The following is an 18,907-nucleotide window of genomic DNA, read 5'->3' on the forward strand; positions in this document are numbered from 1 at the left end:
GCCTTGTCATGCAAAGGACACTTCCCAATCCGTCGGTCGAGATCGAAGCCCGCGCGTGGCGCCTGCGCTTTCTCGATGCGTCCCCCGGCCCGGCGACTGGTCTCGGTGAGGCGGAGGTCTTTACGGTCGAGGAGCCGCGCAAGGTTTTCGTCGTCGCCGAGCCAGTTGATGCGACAGCTCCGCCATCGCGGTTTGATGACACCAGCGGACGCTCCCTCGCCCTGCTCTGGATGCCGCCTCTGGCGTTCGACGGCTCAGACAACGCCTGGCTGGAAAGCGTCCCGCTGGAAGGTCCGAAGGACGGCGGCCGCGTCGTTCGCGCGGGTCTGCGGACGGCACGGGTCGTCTGGACCAACGCCCGCGCGATCATCTACGCGGGCCCTGAACAGTTCGAGGACGCCCGTGACGCGCTCATCCGCTTCACGATCCTCGAACGCAACATCTGCGAAATCGAACGTCACATGCCCCAAGTGTGGGCTTCGATCAACCAGAACGTGAAGCTGACCCATACCGTCTGGCCCGGCGACCTCAGGCGCAATGGCGCCAAAGTCGGCCGGATGACCGAACTCGTGACCGAGATGAACAGCCAGGCGCTGCACAGCGACTCCGCCCTCGAACAGCTCAATCCCACTCTCAGCCCAGGCTCGAAGCGGCTGTTCGCCGAGCTTGCCCTTCAGGCCGATCTCTATGACCGCCTTGAAGCCCTCGGCGAACCCCTCGACTTCGCCTTCGAATATCATGAGGTCCTCAACAACAGGATCATCGAGGCATCCCAGTGGTCCAAGAGCAACTGGATCGAAATCTGGATCCTCGCGGTCCTGGTCCTGGAATTCGCCGCCACCGTCTATCCGTTCGTGGAGCAGTTCGTCCCACGCAACTGAAGAGGAGAGTGTGTCATGAGACTTCTGGCTGCCGCGGCCATCGCCGTCCTGGCGACATGCGCCCACGCTTCAGACTTCGAACTCACCGCCGACGAGATCCGCACGCGGATGGTCGGCAACACCGTCGTCGGCATCGAGGACGGCGAATTCTACGCCGAATACCTGAGTCCCAACGGCACCATCTATGGCCGCACCAAGCACGAAGCCTATCAGGGCTACTGGCGGATCGTCGGCAACAAGCTGTGCCTGGCCTACGATGAGGATAACAAGAAGATCAGCTGGAGCTGCGTCTTCGTCGCGCTCAGCGGCGACAAGATCATCTGGAACGACAACAACGAGACCTCATATGCGCGGCTGCTTCCCGGCCGGGCGGAGAAAACAGCCGCGCAGGCGTCGAACCGGTAGAGGACACGCCGATCAGATTGCAATGCAGACTGCTCGGATAACGCGTTCTCTTTCGTCAAACTAGAGCGCGATCCGAGCAAATTGGTTCAATTTGCTCGGATCGCGCTCCAGCTCCAGCTCCCCCTCCTCCCGAGCCCGCCGCAGCCCGGGAGCGAGCCCGGAGCATCGACGACCGTACTGTCGCAAGCCGTGTCGCGATGCTCCGGTGTCAGGGCACAGGATCGGGCTTGAGCCGTATCCTGCGGTCAGAGCAGGGGAGACGGCTTCAGCCCCAGCTCCTGGGCGAGCCAATCGGCGAAGATGCGGACCGCCTTGCGCGGCTTGGCCTTCGCCGGGAAGACCAGGAAATGGCCCATGTAGCGCAGGTCGTGGGCCACGCCGTCCAGCGGCGCCACCAGCCGGCCATCGGCGATCTCGCGTTCGGCCAGGCGGGTGGATTCGAGCGTCACGCCAAGCCCGTCCACCGCCGCCGCAATGGCCATGAAGCTGCGGTCGAACCGGCTGCCCCGCGGGCTCGGCGGGGCGAGGCCATTGGCGAGAAACCACGCATTCCAGCGCAGCCTCTTGTGCTCGCTCTCGATCAGCGGATGGTCGTAGAGGTCCGCCGGGATGCGGATGTCCGCCGCCATCTCGGGCGCGCAGAGCGGGCGCACCACTTCCTCCCCAAGGGGAATGACGGTGAGGCCTTCCTGGCGCGGCGGGCCGTAGCAGATGTCCGCATCGAATTCATCATTCAGGAAGCGCGGATAATCGGTGCTCGCGGACAGGCGGATGTCGAAGCCCGGATGCTCGGCGATGAGCCGGCGCAGCCGTGGCATCAGCCACTGCGCCGCCATGCTCGGCGCGCAGTGCAGCCGCAAGTGGTTGCTGGCCCGGCCGCTGACCTGCTCGATGCCGTGCCGCAATTCGTCGAAGCCCGTGGAAACGCTGAGCTGAAGCGCCTCGCCCGCCGGATTGAGGCGCACGACCCGCCCCTCCCGCTCGAACAGGGGGACCCCCATCAGGTCCTCAAGCTTGCGGATGGCGTGGCTGACCGCGCTCGGCGAGATGCCAAGCTCCTCCGAGGCGGCGCGGAACGAGCCGGTGCGGGCTGCAGCCTCGAAGGCGCGCAGGGCGCCGAGCGGAAGCATGTTCATGGCCCCATAGATGAACCCAATTCACTGGTTCGCGCAATTTTTGTGTTTTTTCCGACGCCGGGCTTCCGACACACTCCAGCCAATCAAAATTGGATCGGGAGGACGTATCGTGTTGCTCAAGGGTAAGACCGCAGTCATTTCGGGCGGCGCCGGCGTGCGCGGCATCGGCTTTGCGACGGCCAGGACCTTCGCCGCCCAGGGCGCGCGCGTCGCCATTCTCGACCTCGACGCCGCAGGCGCCGCAAGGGCCGCCGCGGAACTGGGCGAGGGCCATGTGGGCATCGGCTGCGACGTGACCGACAAGGCCGATTGCGCCCGCGCCATCGGCGACGTGCTCGCCGCCACCGGCCAGATCGATATCCTCATCAACAATGCCGGCATTACCCAGGCCATCAAGGTGTGGGACATCGACCCCGAGAGCTGGGCCCGCATCCAGGACGTGAACCTCAAGGGCGTGCTGTACCTGAGCCAGGCGGTGATGCCGCACATGCGCGAGCGCAAGGCCGGGGCCATCGCCTGCATGTCGTCGGTCTCCGCCCAGCGCGGCGGCGGCATCCTCGGCGGTGCGCATTACTCCGCCGCCAAGGCCGGCGTGCTCGGGCTGGCGAAGGCCATGGCCCGCGAACTCGGCTCCGACGGCATCCGGGTGAACTGCGTCACCCCCGGCCTGATCCAGACCGACATCAATGCCGGCAAGATCTCCGACGACGCCCGGGTGAAGATCCTGGAGAACATCCCGCTGAACCGCCTCGGCGTGCCGCAGGACGTGGCGAACATCTTCCTGTTCCTCGCCTCGGACCTGTCCGCCTACGTCACCGGCGCCGTGATCGACGTCAACGGCGGCATGCTCATCCACTGAGCGCTCCGGCGCTGCGGCGCCCAGCCTTCAAGGAAAACCAGATGACCATCGCAACTTCCGGCCACAACCGGCAGCTCGCCGAACGTGCGCACGCCATCCGGCGCAATGCGCTGCGCATGGGCGAGGTGCAGGGCCAGGGCTACATCGCGCAGGCGCTCGGCATCTCCGACGTTCTGGCGGCGGCCTATTTCCATGCCATGACCTACCGGCCCGAAGATCCGGACTGGGAAGGGCGCGACCGCTTCCTGCTGTCCAACGGGCACTACGCCATCGCGCTCTACGCGGCGCTGATCGAGGCCGGCATCGTCCCCCAGGACGAGCTTGAGACCTACGGCTTCGACGACAGCCGGCTGCCCATGTCGGGCATGGCCAGCTACACGCCGGGCATGGAGATGTCGGGCGGCTCGCTCGGCCTTGGCCTCGCCATCGCGGTGGGCCGCTGCCTCGGCCTCAAGCGCAAAGGCTCCGACCGCCACGTCTACACCCTGTTCTCCGACGGCGAGCTGGACGAGGGCTCGGTGTGGGAGGCCATCATGTCGGCCGCCCACTTCCGGCTCGACAACCTGATCGCCGTCGTCGATGTCAACAACCAGCAGGCCGACGGGCCGTCCACCTCGGTGCTCGGCTTCGAGCCGCTGACGGAGAAGCTGGAAGCCTTCGGCTGGTTCGTCCGCCGCGTGGACGGCAATGACATCGAAGCCGTGCGCGAGGCCTTCGATGCGGCCAAGGCGCAATCGGGCAGCGGCAAGCCCAGCATGATCATCGCCGACACGCTGATGGGCAAGGGCGTGCCATTCCTTGAAGCGCGCGAGAAGAACCACTTCATCCGCGTCGACGCCCACGAGTGGCAACTGGCGCTGGCCGCGCTCGACGAGAGGAAGCCGTCATGAACCACGCGACCCGCAAGGCTGCCCCTGCCACTGCCACGGCCACGGCCGGCAAGCCCCGGCTGACCACCTCCGCGATGATCGCCTCCATCGCCGCCGAGGGCCAGCGCACCAAGCCGGCCCCCTTCGGCCACGCCCTCGTCGCCCTTGCGCGCGAAAATCCGGCCGTGGTGGGCATGACGGCCGATCTCGGCAAATATACCGACCTGCACATCTTCTCGCAGGCCTTCCCCGAGCGCTTCTACCAGATGGGCATGGCCGAGCAGCTTCTGTTCGGCGCCGCCTCGGGGCTGGCCGCGGAGGGCTTCATGCCCTTCGCCACCACCTACGCCGTGTTCGCCTCGCGCCGGGCCTACGACTTCATCCACCAGACGATCGCGGAGGAAAACCGCAACGTGAAGATCGTCTGCGCGCTGCCGGGCCTCACCTCGGGCTATGGTCCCTCGCATCAGGCCGCCGAAGACCTCGCGCTGTTCCGGGCCATGCCCAACATGGTGGTGATCGACCCCTGCGACGCGCACGAGATCGAACAGGCGGTGCCGGTGATGGCGGGGCATGACGGGCCGGTCTATATGCGCCTGCTGCGCGGCCAGGTGCCGCTGGTGCTGGACGAGTACGGCTACACGTTCGAGCTCGGCAAGGCCAAGATGCTGCGCGACGGCCCGGATGCCCTGATCGTTTCCTCCGGGATCATGACCATGCGCGCCCTGGAGGCGGCGGACCTGCTGCGCCAGGACAAGGTCGAGGTCGCGGTGCTTCACGTGCCCACCATCAAGCCCCTCGACGAGGCGACGATCGTGGAGGCGGCGCGCAAGAGCGGCCGCCCGGTGATCGTGGCGGAGAACCACACCGTCATCGGCGGCCTCGGCGAGGCCGTGGCGGGCGCGGTGCTGCGCGCCGGCGTGGCCCCGGCCGGCTTCCACCAGATCGGCCTGCCGGACGCCTTCCTCGATGCCGGCGCCCTGCCGACCCTCCACGACCGCTACGGCATCTCCGCCGCAGCCGTCGCGGAGCAGGTCAAGGACTGGACCGGCCGCTGATTCCCCATCTCGGCCCGGGACGCGGCGCGTCCCGGGACCGCCCAGCCGCCGCGGAGCGGCGCGACCAACGATCCGCAGGCCGCCACAGAGCGGCGGGATGCCAACGCCTTCAAGGCGCTCAGGCTCGGAAGACAGGGAGGAAGAATGACTGCCATCGGCTTCATCGGTCTCGGCTCCATGGGTCTGCCCATGGCGCGCAACCTGGTGGCACGGGGCTTCGAGGTCACCGGCTATGACCTGCGCGTCGAGGCCCGCACCGCCCTCGTGGAAGCAGGTGGCAAGGCGGCGGACACCGCTGCCGCCGCCTGCGCCGGAGCCGACATGGCCGTGCTGATGGTGGTGAACATCGCCCAGGCCCGCGAGGTGCTGTTCGCGGGCGGCGTCCTGGATGCCCTCGCCCCCGGCGGGGCCATCCTGCTCATGTCCACCTGCCCGCCGGCGGCGGTGGCCGAGGTGGCGGCGGAGGTGGAAGCGCGGGGCTTCGCCTTCGTCGATGCCCCCGTTTCCGGCGGCGTGGTGGGCGCCACGGCGGGCTCCCTCACCATCATGGTGGGGGCCGGCGATGCCGCCTTCGCCCGCGCCCGGCCCGCCCTCGACGCCATGGGCGCCAAGGTGGTGCATGTGGGCCGGGACGCCGGCCAGGGCGCCACCGCGAAGGTGGTGAACCAGCTCCTGTGCGGCGCCCATCTCGCCGTCGCGGCCGAAGCTCTGTCGCTGGCCGAGCGGCTCGGCGTGGACACCACCGCCATGCTCGACATCCTCGGCGGCTCGGCGGCGGCAAGCTGGATGCTGCGCGACCGGGGCCCCCGCATGCTGGAGGCGGACCCCACCGTCACCAGCGCCGTGGACATCTTCGTGAAGGATCTCGGCCTCGTGCTGGAGGCCGGACGCGAGGCCAAGGCCGCCTTGCCCATGGCGGCCCTCGCCCACCAGCTGTTCCTGTCCGTCTCCGGCCGAGGCCTCGGCACCGCCGACGACAGCCAGGTCATCCGCGCCTATCGCAGCCTGCAGGGCCGGGACTGAACCCGCCCGTCGCCGCCATCGAAACCATCAAACGCCGACCGACCAAACGCCAACCGCCACCATGCGGGACATCAAGAAGGCCGCAGAGCGGCCAGACAGGGAGAAACACATGACCAACACGCCCGCCTCCAGGGGCCTTGCCCAGGGACTCACCCGCCGCACCCTGCTCACCGCAGCGGCCGCGATCCCCTTCGCCGGCATCATCACCCGCGCCCGCGCCTCCGAATTCACCTACAAGCTCGCCACCGGGCAGGACCCCTCGCATCCGGTCAACAAGCGCGCCCAGGAAGCCGCGCAGCGCATTCTGGAGGCCACCTCCGGCCGGCTGGAAATCAAGGTGTTCCCGGCCAACCAGCTCGGCTCGGACACCGACCTGCTGACCCAGGTGCGGTCCGGCGGCGTGGAGCTGTTCAACCTCTCCGCCTCCATCCTCGCCACCCTGGTGCCGGTCTCCGGCATCGTGAACACCGGCTTTGCCTTCCCGGACTACGACACGGTGTGGAAGGCCGTGGATGGCGGGCTCGGTACCTACATCCGCGAGCAGATCGGCAAGGCCGGGCTCGTCGCCCCCGTCAAGTTCTGGGACAACGGCTTCCGGCAGGTCACCTCCTCGACGCGCGAGATCAAGACGCCGGAGGACATGAAGGGCTTCAAGATCCGGGTCCCGCCGGCGCCCATGCTCACCTCGGTGTTCAAGTCGCTGGGGGCCGGCGCGACCCCGATCAACTTCAACGAGCTGTATTCCGCGCTGCAGACCAAGGTGGTGGAAGGCCAGGAGAACCCGCTCGCCATCATCGCCTCGGCCCGCCTCTACGAGGTGCAGAAATTCTGCTCCATGACCGGCCATGTGTGGGACGGCTACCTCATCCTCGGCAACCGCCGCGCCTTCGCGGCCTTGCCTGAGGACCTTCGGACCATCCTGGTGCGCGAGTTCGACCGCTCCGGCGCCGACGAGCGGGCCGACATCGCCGCGCTCAGCCAGTCGCTGCGGGCCGACCTGACGGCCAAGGGCATCACCTTCATCGACGTGGACCGCGAACCCTTCCGAAAGGCGCTGGCCGCGACTTCCTTCTATGCCGACTGGCGTGCCAAGTACGGCAACGAAGCCTGGTCGCTCCTTGAGGCGGCCGTCGGCAAGCTCGGGTGACGTCATGGATCGCGCAATCACAGACACCGTTATCACCGAGCCGAACATGGCTCACACCCATATGCTGGCGGAGCCGGACGAGCCCGTCGGCGGCTGGCGCAAGGGCGTGCTCAAGGTGGAGCGCGCGCTGATCAGGATGGTGGAGATTCCGGCAGCCCTTCTGGTGCTGGCGGAAGTGGTGGTGCTCTTCTTCGGCGTGGTGATGCGCTATTTCGCGCATCAGCCCATCGTCTGGTCGGACGAGCTGGCCTCGGTCCTGTTCATCTGGCTGGCCATGCTGGGCTCCGTGGTGGCGCTCCAGCGCGGCGAGCACATGCGCATGACGGCGCTGGTGGGCGCCCTGCCGCTGCCGAAGCGTGCGGTGCTGGAGACGCTCGCCGTCGCCGCGCCGCTCATCTTCCTCGTGGCCATGCTCCATCCCAGCCTCGAATATGCCGAGGACGAGATGTTCGTGACCCTGCCCGCCCTCGACGTGCCCAACACGTGGAAGGCGGCGGCGCTGCCGGTGGGCCTCGCGCTCATGGGCGTCGTCGCGTTCCTGAAACTCCTCCGCAACGCCAATCCCATGCAGGTGGCCGGCGTGCTCGCCTTCCTCGCGGCGCTCACCGCCGTGGGCATGCTCGGGACGCCCCTGTTGAAGACCCTGGGCAACATCAACCTGGTGATCTTCTTCGTCGTCCTGGTGGCAGCGGGGGTGTTCGCGGGGGTGCCCATCGCCTTCTCCTTCGGCCTCGCGACGCTCGCCTACCTCTCCTTCACCACCAACGCCCCTTTGACGGTGGTGGTGGGCCGCATGGACGAGGGCATGAGCCACCTCATCCTGCTCTCGGTGCCGCTGTTCGTGTTCCTCGGCATGCTGATCGAGATGACCGGCATGGCGCGGGCCATGGTGGGCTTCCTCGCCAGCCTGCTGGGCCATGTGCGCGGCGGCCTGTCCTATGTGCTGATCGGCGCCATGTATCTGGTCTCGGGCATCTCCGGCTCCAAGGCGGCGGATATGGCGGCGGTGACCCCGGTGCTGTTCCCGGAGATGATCAAGCGCGGCGCCAAGCCCGGCGACCTCGTGGCCCTGCTCGCCGCCACCGGCGCGCAGACCGAGACCATCCCGCCCAGCCTCGTGCTCATCACCATCGGCTCGGTCACCGGCGTGTCCATCGCCGCCCTGTTCGCCGGCGGCCTGATGCCCGCCGTGGTGCTCGGCGTCATGCTGTGCATCCTGGTGCGCTGGCGCTACCGCAACGAGGACCTGTCCGGCGTGCGCCGGGCGACCCGCAAGGAAATCCTGCGCGCCCTCGCCATCGCCGTACCGGCCATCGCTTTGCCCTTCGTCATCCGCGCGGCGGTGATGGAAGGCATCGCCACCGCCACCGAGGTCTCCACCATCGGCATCGTCTATTCCGTGGTGGTGGGGCTGCTGGTCTACCGGCAGTTCGACTTCAAGCGGCTGATGCCCATGCTCACCGCCACGGCGGCACTCTCCGGTGCCATCCTGCTGATCATCGGCGCGGCGACGGGCATGGCCTGGGCACTCACCCAGTCCGGCTTCTCCCAGGAGCTGGCGCGGGTGATGGGCGGCCTGCCCGGCGGGGCCGCCACCTTCATGGTGGTGTCCATCATCGCCTTCATCATCCTCGGATCGGTGCTGGAGGGCATCCCGGCCATCGTGCTGTTCGGGCCGCTGCTGTTCCCCATCGCGCGCAGCATGGGCATCCACGAGGTGCACTATGCCATGGTGGTCATCCTCTCCATGGGCCTCGGCCTGTTCGCCCCGCCCTTCGGCGTCGGCTACTACTGCGCCACGGCCATCGGCGGGGTCAGCCCCGATGCCGGCATGAAGCCCATCATCGGCTACATGGCGGCCCTGCTCATCGGCCTCGCGCTGGTCGCGGCCGTGCCGTGGTTCTCCATCGGCTTCCTGCCCTGATATCCCTTTGATGCGCCGGGGCGCGGGCCCCGGCGCCAGCCAAGGTCACGCCCCATGTCGCTCATTGCCTCCACTGGCTTCGCCGAAGCCGGTAACGCCCCCGTGCACCCGAATGCCGAGGACGGCGCCCCTTCCGCGCGCCTGAACTCCGGTGACGGCTTCGCTTCCGCTCGCCGTATGGCCGACGCCATCCGCTTCCTCGCCCTCGACGCCATCGCCAGGGCCGAGGACGGCCATCCCGGCGCGCCGCTGGGCGGGGCGGAACTGGCCACGGCGCTGTTCACCCGCCACTTCAAGTGCAATCCGGCCGACCCGGCCTGGTTCGACCGCGACCGCTTCGTGCTGTCGAACGGCCACGGCTCCATGCTGCTCTATGCCGTGCTCCATCTCGCCGGCTATGCGGGCATGCCCATGGAGGAGATCCGCCGCTTTCGCGAGCTGGGTGCCCACACCCACGGCCATCCCGAGCGCGACATGGCGCTGGGCATCGAGGTCACCACCGGGCCGTTGGGCCAGGGCATCGCCAATGCGGTCGGCATGGCGGTGGCGGAAGCCTTCCTGTGCGCCACCTATGGCCCCGAGCTGGTGGACCACCGCACCTATGCGGTCGTCGGCGACGGCTGCCTGATGGAGGGCGTCGCCCATGAGGTGATCTCGCTGGCCGGCCACCTGAAGCTGGGCAAGCTCACCTTCCTGTGGGACGACAACCGCATGACCGACGATGGCGGCACGCACTTCGCCATCTCCGAGGACGTGCGCGCCCGCTTCCGCATCGCCGGCTGGCAGGTGATCGACATCGACGGCCACGACGTGGAGGCGGTGAGCGCCGCCCTCACCCTCGCCAACCAGGATCCACGCCCGACCATGATCGCCTGCACCACGGTGCTGGGCAAAGGCCTGCCACGCCTCGAAGGCCAGCGCGGCGCCCATGGCGGGCGGGTGTTTCCTGAAGATGTCGTGGAAGCCCGCGCCGCCGCCGGCTGGACCCACGGCCCGTTCGAGGTGCCGCAGGATGTCGCCGCCGCGTGGCACGCCGGCACCGCCGAACGCAATCGCCCCGCCTATGACGCCTGGCAGGCCCGCGTCGCCGCTTTGCCGGCCGAGACGCGTGCCGAGTTCGAGCGGCTGATCCGCGGCGATCTGCCGGCGGGCGTGCTGCCGGCGCTCCATGCCCATGCCGAAGCCCTCGCCGTTGCGGCGCCCGCCCAGTCCTCCAACCAGTCCACCGCCGACATCGTGGACCTGCTCGCCGGCCTCGTACCCGAGCTGCTGCCCGGCGCGCCGGATCTGGAAGGCCCCACCAATTGCAAGCGCGGCCTCGACGCCTTTTCCGCCGAGAACCCCGCCGGGCGCTACATCCACTACGGCATCCGCGAGCATGCCATGGGGTCCATGATGAACGGCATGGTGGCCCACGGCGGCGTGCTGCCGCTGGGCGCGACCTATCTGGTCTTCTCCGACTACATGCGGCCGCCCTTGCGCATGTCGGCGCTGATGGAGCTGCCGGTCATCACAATCTACAGCCATGACAGCATCGGCATCGGCAAGAACGGGCCGACCCACCAGCCGGTGGAATTCCTCGCGTCGCTCCGCGCCATGCCCAACATGGCGGTGTTCCGCCCCGCCGACGCGGTGGAGACCGCCGAATGCTGGCAGCTGGCGCTCGCCCGCCGCGACGGCCCCTCCTCCATCATCTGCTCGCGCCAGGCGCTGCCGGCCCAGCGCCGCGACGCCGGCGAGAACCGCTCCGCCCGTGGCGCCTATGTGCTGCGCGCGGCCGAAGGCGGTCCGCGCCGGGTGACGCTGATTGGCACCGGCTCGGAGGTGGACGTGGCGGTCCGGGCGCGCGATCTTCTGCAGGCGGAAGGCGTGCCCACCGCCGTGGTCTCCATGCCGTGCTGGGAGATCTTCGAGCAGCAGGACGAGGCCTATGTCTGGGAGGTCCTCGGACCGGGCACGGTGCGCATTGCGGTGGAGGCGGCGGTGAAGCTGGGTTGGGAACGCTGGATCGGCGCGGACGGCGCCTTCGTGGGCATGAGCGGCTTCGGCGCCTCCGGCCCCGCCGACGAGCTGTTCCGCCATTTCGGCATCACCCCCGCCGCCGTGGCGGATGCGGCGCGGGCGCGGCTGTGACCGCGCCCTTCCCGCCCGAAGGCCGCGTGCCGCGCATCGTCTTCCTCGATCGCGAGACCCTGGCCCCGGCCGTGACGCTCAAGCGCCCGGCCTTCGCCCACGACTGGGTGGAATATGATCGCACCGCGCCGGAAGAGCTGATGGAGCGTGCCCGCGACGCGGACATCCTCATCCTCAACAAGGTGCGGCTCGACGCCGACGCCATCGCGCGGCTGCCGCGCCTCGCTCTGGTCGCGGTGGCCGCCACCGGCACCGACTGCGTGGACAAGGCCGCCTGCGCCGCCGCCGGCATCGTGGTGAGCAACGTGCGCGGCTATGCCAAGGCGAGCGTGCCGGAGCACACCTTCGCCCTCATCCTCGCCCTGTCGCGCGCCATCGTGCCCTATGCGGCGGACGTGAAGGCCGGCGCATGGCAGGCGGCAGGCCAGTTCTGCTTCCACGCCCACCACATCATCGACCTGCATGGCCGGCGGCTCGGCATCTTCGGCTCGGGCGATCTCGGCCAGCAGGTGGCGGCCCTCGGGCGCGCCTTCGGCATGGAGCCGGTGTTCGCCGGCCGCAAGGGCGCGCGCGAGGTCCGGCCCGGCTATATGCCCTTCGCCGAGGTGATCGAGACCGCGGACGTGCTCACCCTCCACTGCCCGCTGACGCCTGAAACGCGGGGATTGATCGGCGCCGGGGAGTTCGCGCGCATGGGCCAGCGGCCCATCCTCGTCAACACCACGCGCGGCGGCCTGGTGGACGAGGCGGCGCTGCTCGCGGCCCTCGACGCCGGCCAGGTGGCGGGCGCCGGCATCGACGTGGCCATGCCCGAGCCGCCCCCCGCCGACAGCGCGGTGATGCGCCTTGCCCATCATCCGAAGGCGATCGTGACGCCCCACGTGGCCTGGGCCTCCATGGAGGCGCAGCAGGCGCTGGCGGACCAGCTCATCGCCAACATCGAGGCCTTCGCCGCCGGCCGCCCGGTGAACGTCGCCTCGGCCTGAGCAACAGGCCACTGGGCACGCGGCGCCCTTCCCGTGCGGAGGGGCACGCAAAGCCCGTCTCGCCGATGAGACGCGGCAAGGTGAAGATGAAGGTCACCATCGGCGATGGCTGAATAGAACTCAAAACGAGTCACAGTAATCGTTTGCGAAAATCCCTGACACCAATCCTCAATGCCCGCCGCCGCCCCCCGCCCCGCCGCGCTGCGGCCGGCGCATGAGGGGGGCGGCGACGACGAGAGCGAGGAACAGGAAGGTCAACAGGTAGAACACGTCGGCGAACGACATCACCAGCGCCTCGCGCCGCACCAGCAGCGCCATCTGCTTCAGCGCCGCATCGGAGGCCAGCGAGCCGAGGCCCTCGAAGGTCCGGGTGAGGCCGTCGATCCGCTCCAGCGCGGCCTGGTTGCCCCATTCCACGCTCTCGTGCAGGCGCGCGAGGTGCAGGTCCCAGCGGTTGTTGAGCACGGTGTTGATGAGGGCGAGCCCCACCGCGCCGCCGAGATTGCGGGTGAGGTTGAACAGGCCCGACGCATTCTTCAGCTGCGCCGGCGGCAGCGTGCCCAGCGACAGATTGTTGATGGGGATCATGGCCATCATCAGCGAGGTGCCGCGCAGCATCTGCGGGATCAGCAGTTCCCAGAAATCCCAGTCCTTGGTGATGAAGGTGATCCACCACGTGCCCAGCGCGAAGCCGGCGAAGGCGGCTCCGATCATGATCCGTGGATCGAGCCGCGTCATCAGCCGCCCGGCGATGGGCGCGCTCACGAACATGAACACGCCGGTGACGAACATGGTCTCGCCGATCTGGAGTGCCGAATAGCCCCGTACCCGGCCAAGATAAACCGGGTAAAGATAGGTGAGGCCATAGAGCCCGATGCCCAGCACGAAGCTGAACGCCGAGCCGATGGCGAAGTTGCGGTTCACGAAGGCGCGGATATCCACCACCGGCTCCTTCACCATCAGCACCCGCGCGAAGAAGGCCATGGCCGAGACCCCGCACACGAGGGCGAAGACCGAGATATAGGTGTCCTCGAACCAGTCGTTTGTCGGGCCTTCCTCCAGCACGAATTCCAGGCTGCCGAGGAAGCCGGCCATGAACAACAGGCCCCACCAGTCGAAGCGGTCGAGAAGGGAGAAGTCCGGCTCGTCGAAATCGATCAGCGTCACCGCCGCGATCACCACCGCGATGCCCGGCCCCACGTTCACCAGAAACAGCCAGTGCCAGGAGAACAGGTCGGTGAGATAGCCACCCACGGTGGGCCCGATGGTGGGCGCCAAAGTCGCCACGAGGCCAATCATGGGCGCCACGATGGGCTGCTTCTCCTTCGGGAACACCGAATAGGCCGCGGCGAACACGGTGGGGATCATGCCGCCGCCGAGGAAGCCCTGGAGCGCGCGATAGGCGATCATCTGCTCGATGGAGGTCGCCGTTGCGCACATGAAGCTCATGAAGGTGAAGCCCGCCGCCGAGGCCGCGAACAGCCAGCGGGTGGACAGCGCCCGCGACAGGAAGCCCGAGAGCGGGATCATCACCACCTCGGCGATGAGGTAGCTGGTCTGCACCCAGGAGATTTCATCGGAGGAGGCGGCAAGCCCGGCCTGGATCTCGGCCAGCGAGGCGGAGACGATCTGGATGTCCAGGATCGCCATGAACATGCCGAACACCATGCACAGGAAGGCGACCATGCGCCGTCTTTCCACGCCCGGCGCGGCGGCGGGTGCGCGGGGCGGGACGATGGGCGTGCCTTGGGTGATGGTGGTGGACATGGTGTTCGTCCTTGGGCTTGCGCCTTTTTCTGGTCGACGGGCTGGGGGCGAACCCTCCCCCGCAAGCAAGACCTCTGCGAAAGTCACGCATGGTCGGTGTCGGAAGCCGGTTCCCCCTCTCCCCTTGCGGGAGAGGGCCGGGGTGAGGGGTGTGCGAGGGTCCTGAGCAGACAGGCGTGTTCCGGAACCGCTGCCCCCTCACCCCCAATCCCTCTCCCGCAAGGGGAGAGGGGAGGACGGCATCTTCGGGATATTTCGCAGAGGCCTCACAGGCGGGAGAGGGAGCTACAGCGCGCGGGTGGAGAGGACAGTTCGCGCCCCGGCAGCCCCCTCTTCCTCAGGAGGCGTCGGCGCGGGTGTCGACCACGGCGGTCACCGACATGCCGGGCCGCAGGCTGTGCCCTTCGAGCGCGCCGGCCGCAAAGCCGATGCGCACGGGAACCCGCTGCACGATCTTGGTGAAGTTGCCGGTGGCGTTCTCCGGCGGCAAAAGGCTGAACACCGAGCCGGAGGCCGGGGAGACGCTCATGACCGTGCCGGCGAAGTCCCGGTCCGGATAGGCGTCCACCAAGACCCGCACCTTCTGGCCCAGATGCAGCCGGGCGAGCTGCGTTTCCTTGAAATTGGCGTCCACATAGACGCTGGCCAGCGGCACCACGGCAGCAAGGCGGGTGCCGGCCTGGACCAATTGGCCCACCTGGACCGCGCGGTTGCCCACCACCCCGTCGATGGGCGCGCGCACCACGGTGAAGTCGAGGTCGCGCTGGGCCTGGTCGCGGGCGGTGCGGTACTGGTCGAGCACGCGCGAGGCCTCGGTGCGCTGGGCCTTGAGCACCGCCACGGCGGCCTCGGCCGAGGCGACGGCGGCCTGTCCCGCAGCGACATTGGCCTGCGCCTTGTCGCGGTCGGCGCGGGCATTGTCGAGCACCGACTGGCTGGCAAAATGGGAGCTGGCGAGCTTGTTCTGCCGGTCGAATTCCAGCTGCGTGCGCTGCAGGTCCGCCTGGGTGGCGACAAGCTGCGCCCGCGCCTGGGCGACGGCGGCCTCCGCCGCCTTTTCCTGCTCGTCGAAGCGGGACAAGGCGGCCTCCTGGGTCGCGATCTTGTCCTGCGCGGCGCGCAGGGCGAGGGTGTAGTCGCCGTCGTCGATGCGCGCGATCACGTCGCCGGCCTTGACCCACTGGTTGGCGACCACGTCCACGCTCTTCACGTAGCCGCCCACCTTGGCGGCGAGGATGGAGGTGTCGGCGCCCACATAGGCGTCGTCGGTGGAGACCTCGAATCGGCCCACCTGCCACCAGTGGACACCATAGGTGCCCCCGCCGGCGAGCAGCGCGGCAAGGAGCGCGCCGAAGACGAACGGCTTCACCGAACGCTTCTTCGGGGGCGCCGCGCCGCTGGCCGGAGCAGACGCCGGGGCGTCCGCAAGGGGGGCTCCACCGGGCTCCGCCGCGGGTTCAGTTGCGGGCCGCTTCAGCACGGTCACACCGCCGGCCGGCGACGTCGATGGAAGCATGGGGGAGACCGCATCCTCCGCAGCCGCCTCGATCCTGTTCGCCTGTGTCACGGTCGCTCTCCGGCTGGCGCGAAGAATGTTAACTGAACAGTTCAGTTCAGCGTCGGGATGGAGTATATTGAACTAAACCGTTCAGTCAAACATTTTGACAGCGCGCCCCGCCGCTCCTATGCAGGGTGACTGTCAGGAAGGGTCAAGATGAGGCATCCCATGAAGGGCATCGCACCGGAAGCGGTGGCGGCGCCCGAACCCGCCGAGCCCGAGACCAGGAAGCGTCGCGACATCATCGACGGCGCCCGGCGCGTGTTCTTCGACAAGGGTTTCGACGGCGCCAGCATGGATGAGATCGCCCGCGCCAGCGCGGTCTCCAAGGCCACCATCTATGTCTATTTCGCCAGCAAGGAAGACCTGTTCCAGGCGCTGGTGGAAACCGACCGCCGCAAGTCCGCCGAGCGCCTGTTCGAGTTCGATCCGGACGACGCGGACGTGGAAAGCCTGCTGAAGCGCATCGGCATGACCTTCATGACCATGATGGTGCAGCCGGACCACATCCGCCTCGTGCGCATGGTCATCGGCGCCGCGGAGAAATTCCCGGCGGTGGGCCGCACCTTCTTCGACGCCGGCCCCTGCCACGGCGGCCGCCGCCTCGCCGAACTGCTCGCCCGCCAGGCCCAGCTTGGCCACCTGAAGGTGGATGATGGCGAGATGGCCGCGTTCCAGTTCTTCAACCTCTGCCAGGGCAATCTGGTGAAGGGGCTGATGTTCGGCACCGGTGAGCAGCCGAGCCCCGATGAAATCGCGAAGACCGTCGATGGGGCGGTGCGCGTCTTTCTCGCCGCCTATGGCATTTTGCGAAACTAGGACCAACCCCAGACAATCATTGAATGTTTTTGGCAAGACTTTCCCGCCAAGGTTGCCGATCCGCGTAAGCATGTGTCAATAAAGCGCGATTTTCCACTGGCTGCTTCCAATTGCGCTAGTGTAACCCCGGTTTTGGACTTGATCTGCGACGGCGGTAATGCATCGTCATACCGTCGAAACCGGAGGCGTCATCGTCATGACCTCTATTCGCGAGCCCCGGGGTTGGCCGGGACGACGAACCTTCCATTGTGCACCGCCCACCATTGGGGGCGTGGCCTTCCTGAAGGGAACGTCACCGTGTCCGTGACAGGCCCGCACCACCGCCTCGCCGTCACGACAACCTGAAATCAAAGCGGGCGCGCCACCGCTCCCCCATCGAGCGGCAGGCGCCTGCCGGGCGCCGCATCCGGGCCCGCGCCAAGGATTTTTCATGAGCCTTTCGCCCGGCCACCGGGGGCCATCACCCGCGCACACGCCGACCGCGCTCGATCAGGCCTTGCGGGCCATCCGGCCCGCCTTCATCGCCGTGATCGTCTTCAGCTTCTTCATCAACCTGCTGGGACTCAACGCCTCGATCTACATGATGCAGGTCTACGACCGCGTCCTGTCGAGCCGCAGCATCGAAACGCTGATCCTGCTCACCGTCATCACCGCCTTCCTCTATGTGGTGTGGTCGGCGCTGGAAGCGCTGCGCTCCCGGGTGCTAGAGCGGGCCGGCTTCGCCTTCGACGCCGCCGTCCACGTGCCGGTGTTCGACGCCATCCAGCGCACCGCGGTGCGCGACCGCAGCTCCGGCCAGACCCAGGCCCTGCGGGACCTCGACAGCGTCCGCGACTTCTTCGCCGGCCCCGCCCTCACGGCCCTGTGCGACCTGCCGTGGATGCCCATCTACGCCATCTGCGCCACGCTGCTGCATCCCTATTACGGCTATCTGGCGCTGGGCAGCGCGCTGTTGTCCGGCACCCTCGCCGTGCTCAACAACCGGGCCACCCAGGCCAGCCTCGCCGCATCGAGCCGCGCCGGCATTACCGCCAACACGCTGGCCTCCGCGACCCTGCGCAACGCCGAGGTGCTGCAGGCCATGGGCATGGCCCCCGAGCTGCGCCGGCGCTGGGGCGTCCTGCGCGAGCAGGCGCTGGGCTGGCAGGGCAAGGCCGGCGATCGCGGCTCCATCCTGGTGGCGCTCACCAAGTTCAACCGCGCCCTGGTGCAGAGCGTGGTGCTCGGCCTCGGCGCCTACCTCGCCATCCAAAAGGAGATTTCCCCCGGCATGATCATCGCCGGCTCGATCCTGGTGGGGCGCTGCATCCAGCCCATCGAGCTTGCGGTGAGCAACTGGAAGTCGGTGGTGAACGTGCGGACCGCCCACGGGCGCATCCAGCAGCTCCTGGCCGGCGCGCCGGATCCGGGGCGGCGGCTGCGCCTGCCGGAGCCGCGCGGCGAGATCACGGTGGAGAACCTGTTCGTGCGCGCCCCGGGCCGCGAGGTGCCGGTGCTGCGCAACGTGTCGTTCCGCCTGCCGGCGGGCACCTGCCTCGGCGTCGTCGGCCCCACCGCGGCCGGCAAGTCGAGCCTGGCGCGCGCCCTGGTGGGGGTCTGGCCGGCGGTCTCCGGCTGCGTGCGGCTCGACGGCTCGGAGCTGAGCCACTGGGACGAGGAGCAGCTCGGCCGCTCCATCGGCTATTTGCCGCAGGACGTGGAGCTGTTTTCCGGCACCATCGCCGAGAACATCGCCCGCTTCGGCGAGACCAATGACGGCGAGGTGGTGGCCGCCGCCCGTCTTGCCGGCGTGCACGACCTGATCCAGCGCTTGCCGCAGGGCTACAACACCCAGATCGGCGAAGGCGGCGTCGCCCTTTCGGGCGGGCAGCGCCAGCGCATCGGACTGGCGCGGGCGGTGTTCGGCCTCCCGGCCTTCATTGTGCTCGACGAGCCCAATGCCAGCCTCGACCCACCCGGGGAACTGGCCCTCGCCGAGGCGCTGCGGCAGCTCAAGGCCGCGGGGCGCACGGTGGTGATCGTGACCCACCGCCCTGCGGCACTCAACCAGTGCGACCTGATTCTGGCGATCTCGGACGGCGCGCCGCAGGCCTTCGGCCCACGCGAGGACATGATGAAGCGCATGACCGGCGGCGGCCCCCAACCGGCGGGCCAGCCAGGCGCCCAGCCGATGGGCCCCACCATGGGCCATCCCGCGATGCAGCCTGCGGCCCAGGGCGGCCGCCCGCGCCCGCCGCTGGCGAGCGTTCCCATAACGAACATTCCCTTGGCGAGCGTGCCCTTGGCGAGCGTTCCCTTGGGCGTGGCGCCGGCCGAGGGTCCGCCCCACATTCCCCCCACCC

Annotated in this window: 15 protein-coding genes; 12 read left to right on the plus strand and 3 right to left on the minus strand. The window is 68.6% G+C overall.

Going from position 1 to position 18,907, the window contains the following annotated elements; genetic code table 11:
* Window positions 1–8: 8 nt before the first annotated feature.
* Complete coding sequence (locus K9U41_RS07745; RefSeq protein WP_282640270.1) at window positions 9–881, plus strand: hypothetical protein; 873 nt, start codon at window positions 9–11, stop codon at window positions 879–881.
* Between the two features lie 15 nt (window positions 882–896).
* On the plus strand, window positions 897–1,286 hold the full coding sequence (locus tag K9U41_RS07750) for a hypothetical protein (RefSeq protein WP_282640271.1): 390 nt from the start codon (window positions 897–899) through the stop codon (window positions 1,284–1,286).
* Between the two features lie 245 nt (window positions 1,287–1,531).
* Here K9U41_RS07750 and K9U41_RS07755 read toward each other — a convergent pair whose 3' ends face one another.
* Entirely contained in the window at window positions 1,532–2,422 is an 891-nt protein-coding gene (locus tag K9U41_RS07755) for a LysR substrate-binding domain-containing protein (RefSeq protein WP_282640272.1), read from the minus strand.
* A gap of 109 nt (window positions 2,423–2,531) precedes the next feature.
* Here K9U41_RS07755 and K9U41_RS07760 point away from each other — a divergent pair, with 109 nt between their 5' ends.
* From K9U41_RS07760 to K9U41_RS07795, 8 genes are all read left to right on the plus strand, one after another.
* Complete coding sequence (locus tag K9U41_RS07760) at window positions 2,532–3,281, plus strand: SDR family NAD(P)-dependent oxidoreductase (RefSeq protein WP_282640273.1); 750 nt, start codon at window positions 2,532–2,534, stop codon at window positions 3,279–3,281.
* A 41-nt stretch (window positions 3,282–3,322) separates the two neighbouring features.
* A complete protein-coding gene (locus K9U41_RS07765; protein WP_282640274.1) occupies window positions 3,323–4,171 on the plus strand; it encodes a transketolase in 849 nt (282 codons plus the stop codon).
* Window positions 4,168–5,208 (plus strand): transketolase family protein, encoded by a 1,041-nt coding sequence (locus tag K9U41_RS07770; RefSeq protein ID WP_282640275.1) that lies wholly within the window; start codon window positions 4,168–4,170, stop codon window positions 5,206–5,208. Before K9U41_RS07765 ends, K9U41_RS07770 begins: the two co-directional genes overlap by 4 nt.
* A gap of 144 nt (window positions 5,209–5,352) precedes the next feature.
* On the plus strand, window positions 5,353–6,231 hold the full coding sequence (locus K9U41_RS07775; RefSeq protein WP_282640276.1) for an NAD(P)-dependent oxidoreductase: 879 nt from the start codon (window positions 5,353–5,355) through the stop codon (window positions 6,229–6,231).
* A 109-nt stretch (window positions 6,232–6,340) separates the two neighbouring features.
* Window positions 6,341–7,378 (plus strand): TRAP transporter substrate-binding protein, encoded by a 1,038-nt coding sequence (locus K9U41_RS07780; RefSeq protein WP_282640277.1) that lies wholly within the window; start codon window positions 6,341–6,343, stop codon window positions 7,376–7,378.
* Window positions 7,379–7,424: 46 nt separating this feature from the next.
* Window positions 7,425–9,302 (plus strand): TRAP transporter large permease subunit, encoded by a 1,878-nt coding sequence (locus K9U41_RS07785; RefSeq protein WP_282640278.1) that lies wholly within the window; start codon window positions 7,425–7,427, stop codon window positions 9,300–9,302.
* Between the two features lie 54 nt (window positions 9,303–9,356).
* Window positions 9,357–11,435: a transketolase gene (gene tkt / locus K9U41_RS07790; RefSeq protein WP_282640279.1), complete on the plus strand. Its 2,079-nt coding sequence runs from the start codon at window positions 9,357–9,359 to the stop codon at window positions 11,433–11,435.
* Window positions 11,432–12,421 carry a D-2-hydroxyacid dehydrogenase gene (locus K9U41_RS07795; RefSeq protein WP_282640280.1) on the plus strand — a complete coding sequence of 330 codons (990 nt, stop codon included), beginning with the start codon at window positions 11,432–11,434 and terminating at the stop codon, window positions 12,419–12,421. The genes tkt and K9U41_RS07795 overlap by 4 nt, the downstream gene beginning before the upstream one ends.
* A gap of 168 nt (window positions 12,422–12,589) precedes the next feature.
* Here K9U41_RS07795 and K9U41_RS07800 read toward each other — a convergent pair whose 3' ends face one another.
* Together K9U41_RS07800 and K9U41_RS07805 are read right to left on the minus strand one after the other, a co-directional pair.
* Entirely contained in the window at window positions 12,590–14,188 is a 1,599-nt protein-coding gene (locus tag K9U41_RS07800) for a DHA2 family efflux MFS transporter permease subunit (RefSeq protein ID WP_282640281.1), read from the minus strand.
* Window positions 14,189–14,525: 337 nt separating this feature from the next.
* Window positions 14,526–15,704: an HlyD family secretion protein gene (locus K9U41_RS07805; RefSeq protein WP_432715751.1), complete on the minus strand. Its 1,179-nt coding sequence runs from the start codon at window positions 15,702–15,704 to the stop codon at window positions 14,526–14,528.
* A gap of 210 nt (window positions 15,705–15,914) precedes the next feature.
* On the opposite strand from K9U41_RS07805, the gene K9U41_RS07810 reads away from it, so the two are divergent.
* Both K9U41_RS07810 and K9U41_RS07815 read left to right on the plus strand, forming a co-directional pair.
* Window positions 15,915–16,565, plus strand: a complete 651-nt coding sequence (locus tag K9U41_RS07810; protein WP_282640283.1) for a TetR/AcrR family transcriptional regulator — start codon at window positions 15,915–15,917, stop codon at window positions 16,563–16,565.
* A gap of 430 nt (window positions 16,566–16,995) precedes the next feature.
* The coding region (locus K9U41_RS07815; RefSeq protein WP_282640284.1) for a type I secretion system permease/ATPase at window positions 16,996–18,907 on the plus strand (1,912 nt) is incomplete at its 3' end.

The sequence above is a fragment of the Xanthobacter autotrophicus genome (assembly GCF_029991245.1).
GTDB classification, from domain to species: Bacteria; Pseudomonadota; Alphaproteobacteria; order Rhizobiales; family Xanthobacteraceae; genus Xanthobacter; species Xanthobacter autotrophicus_C.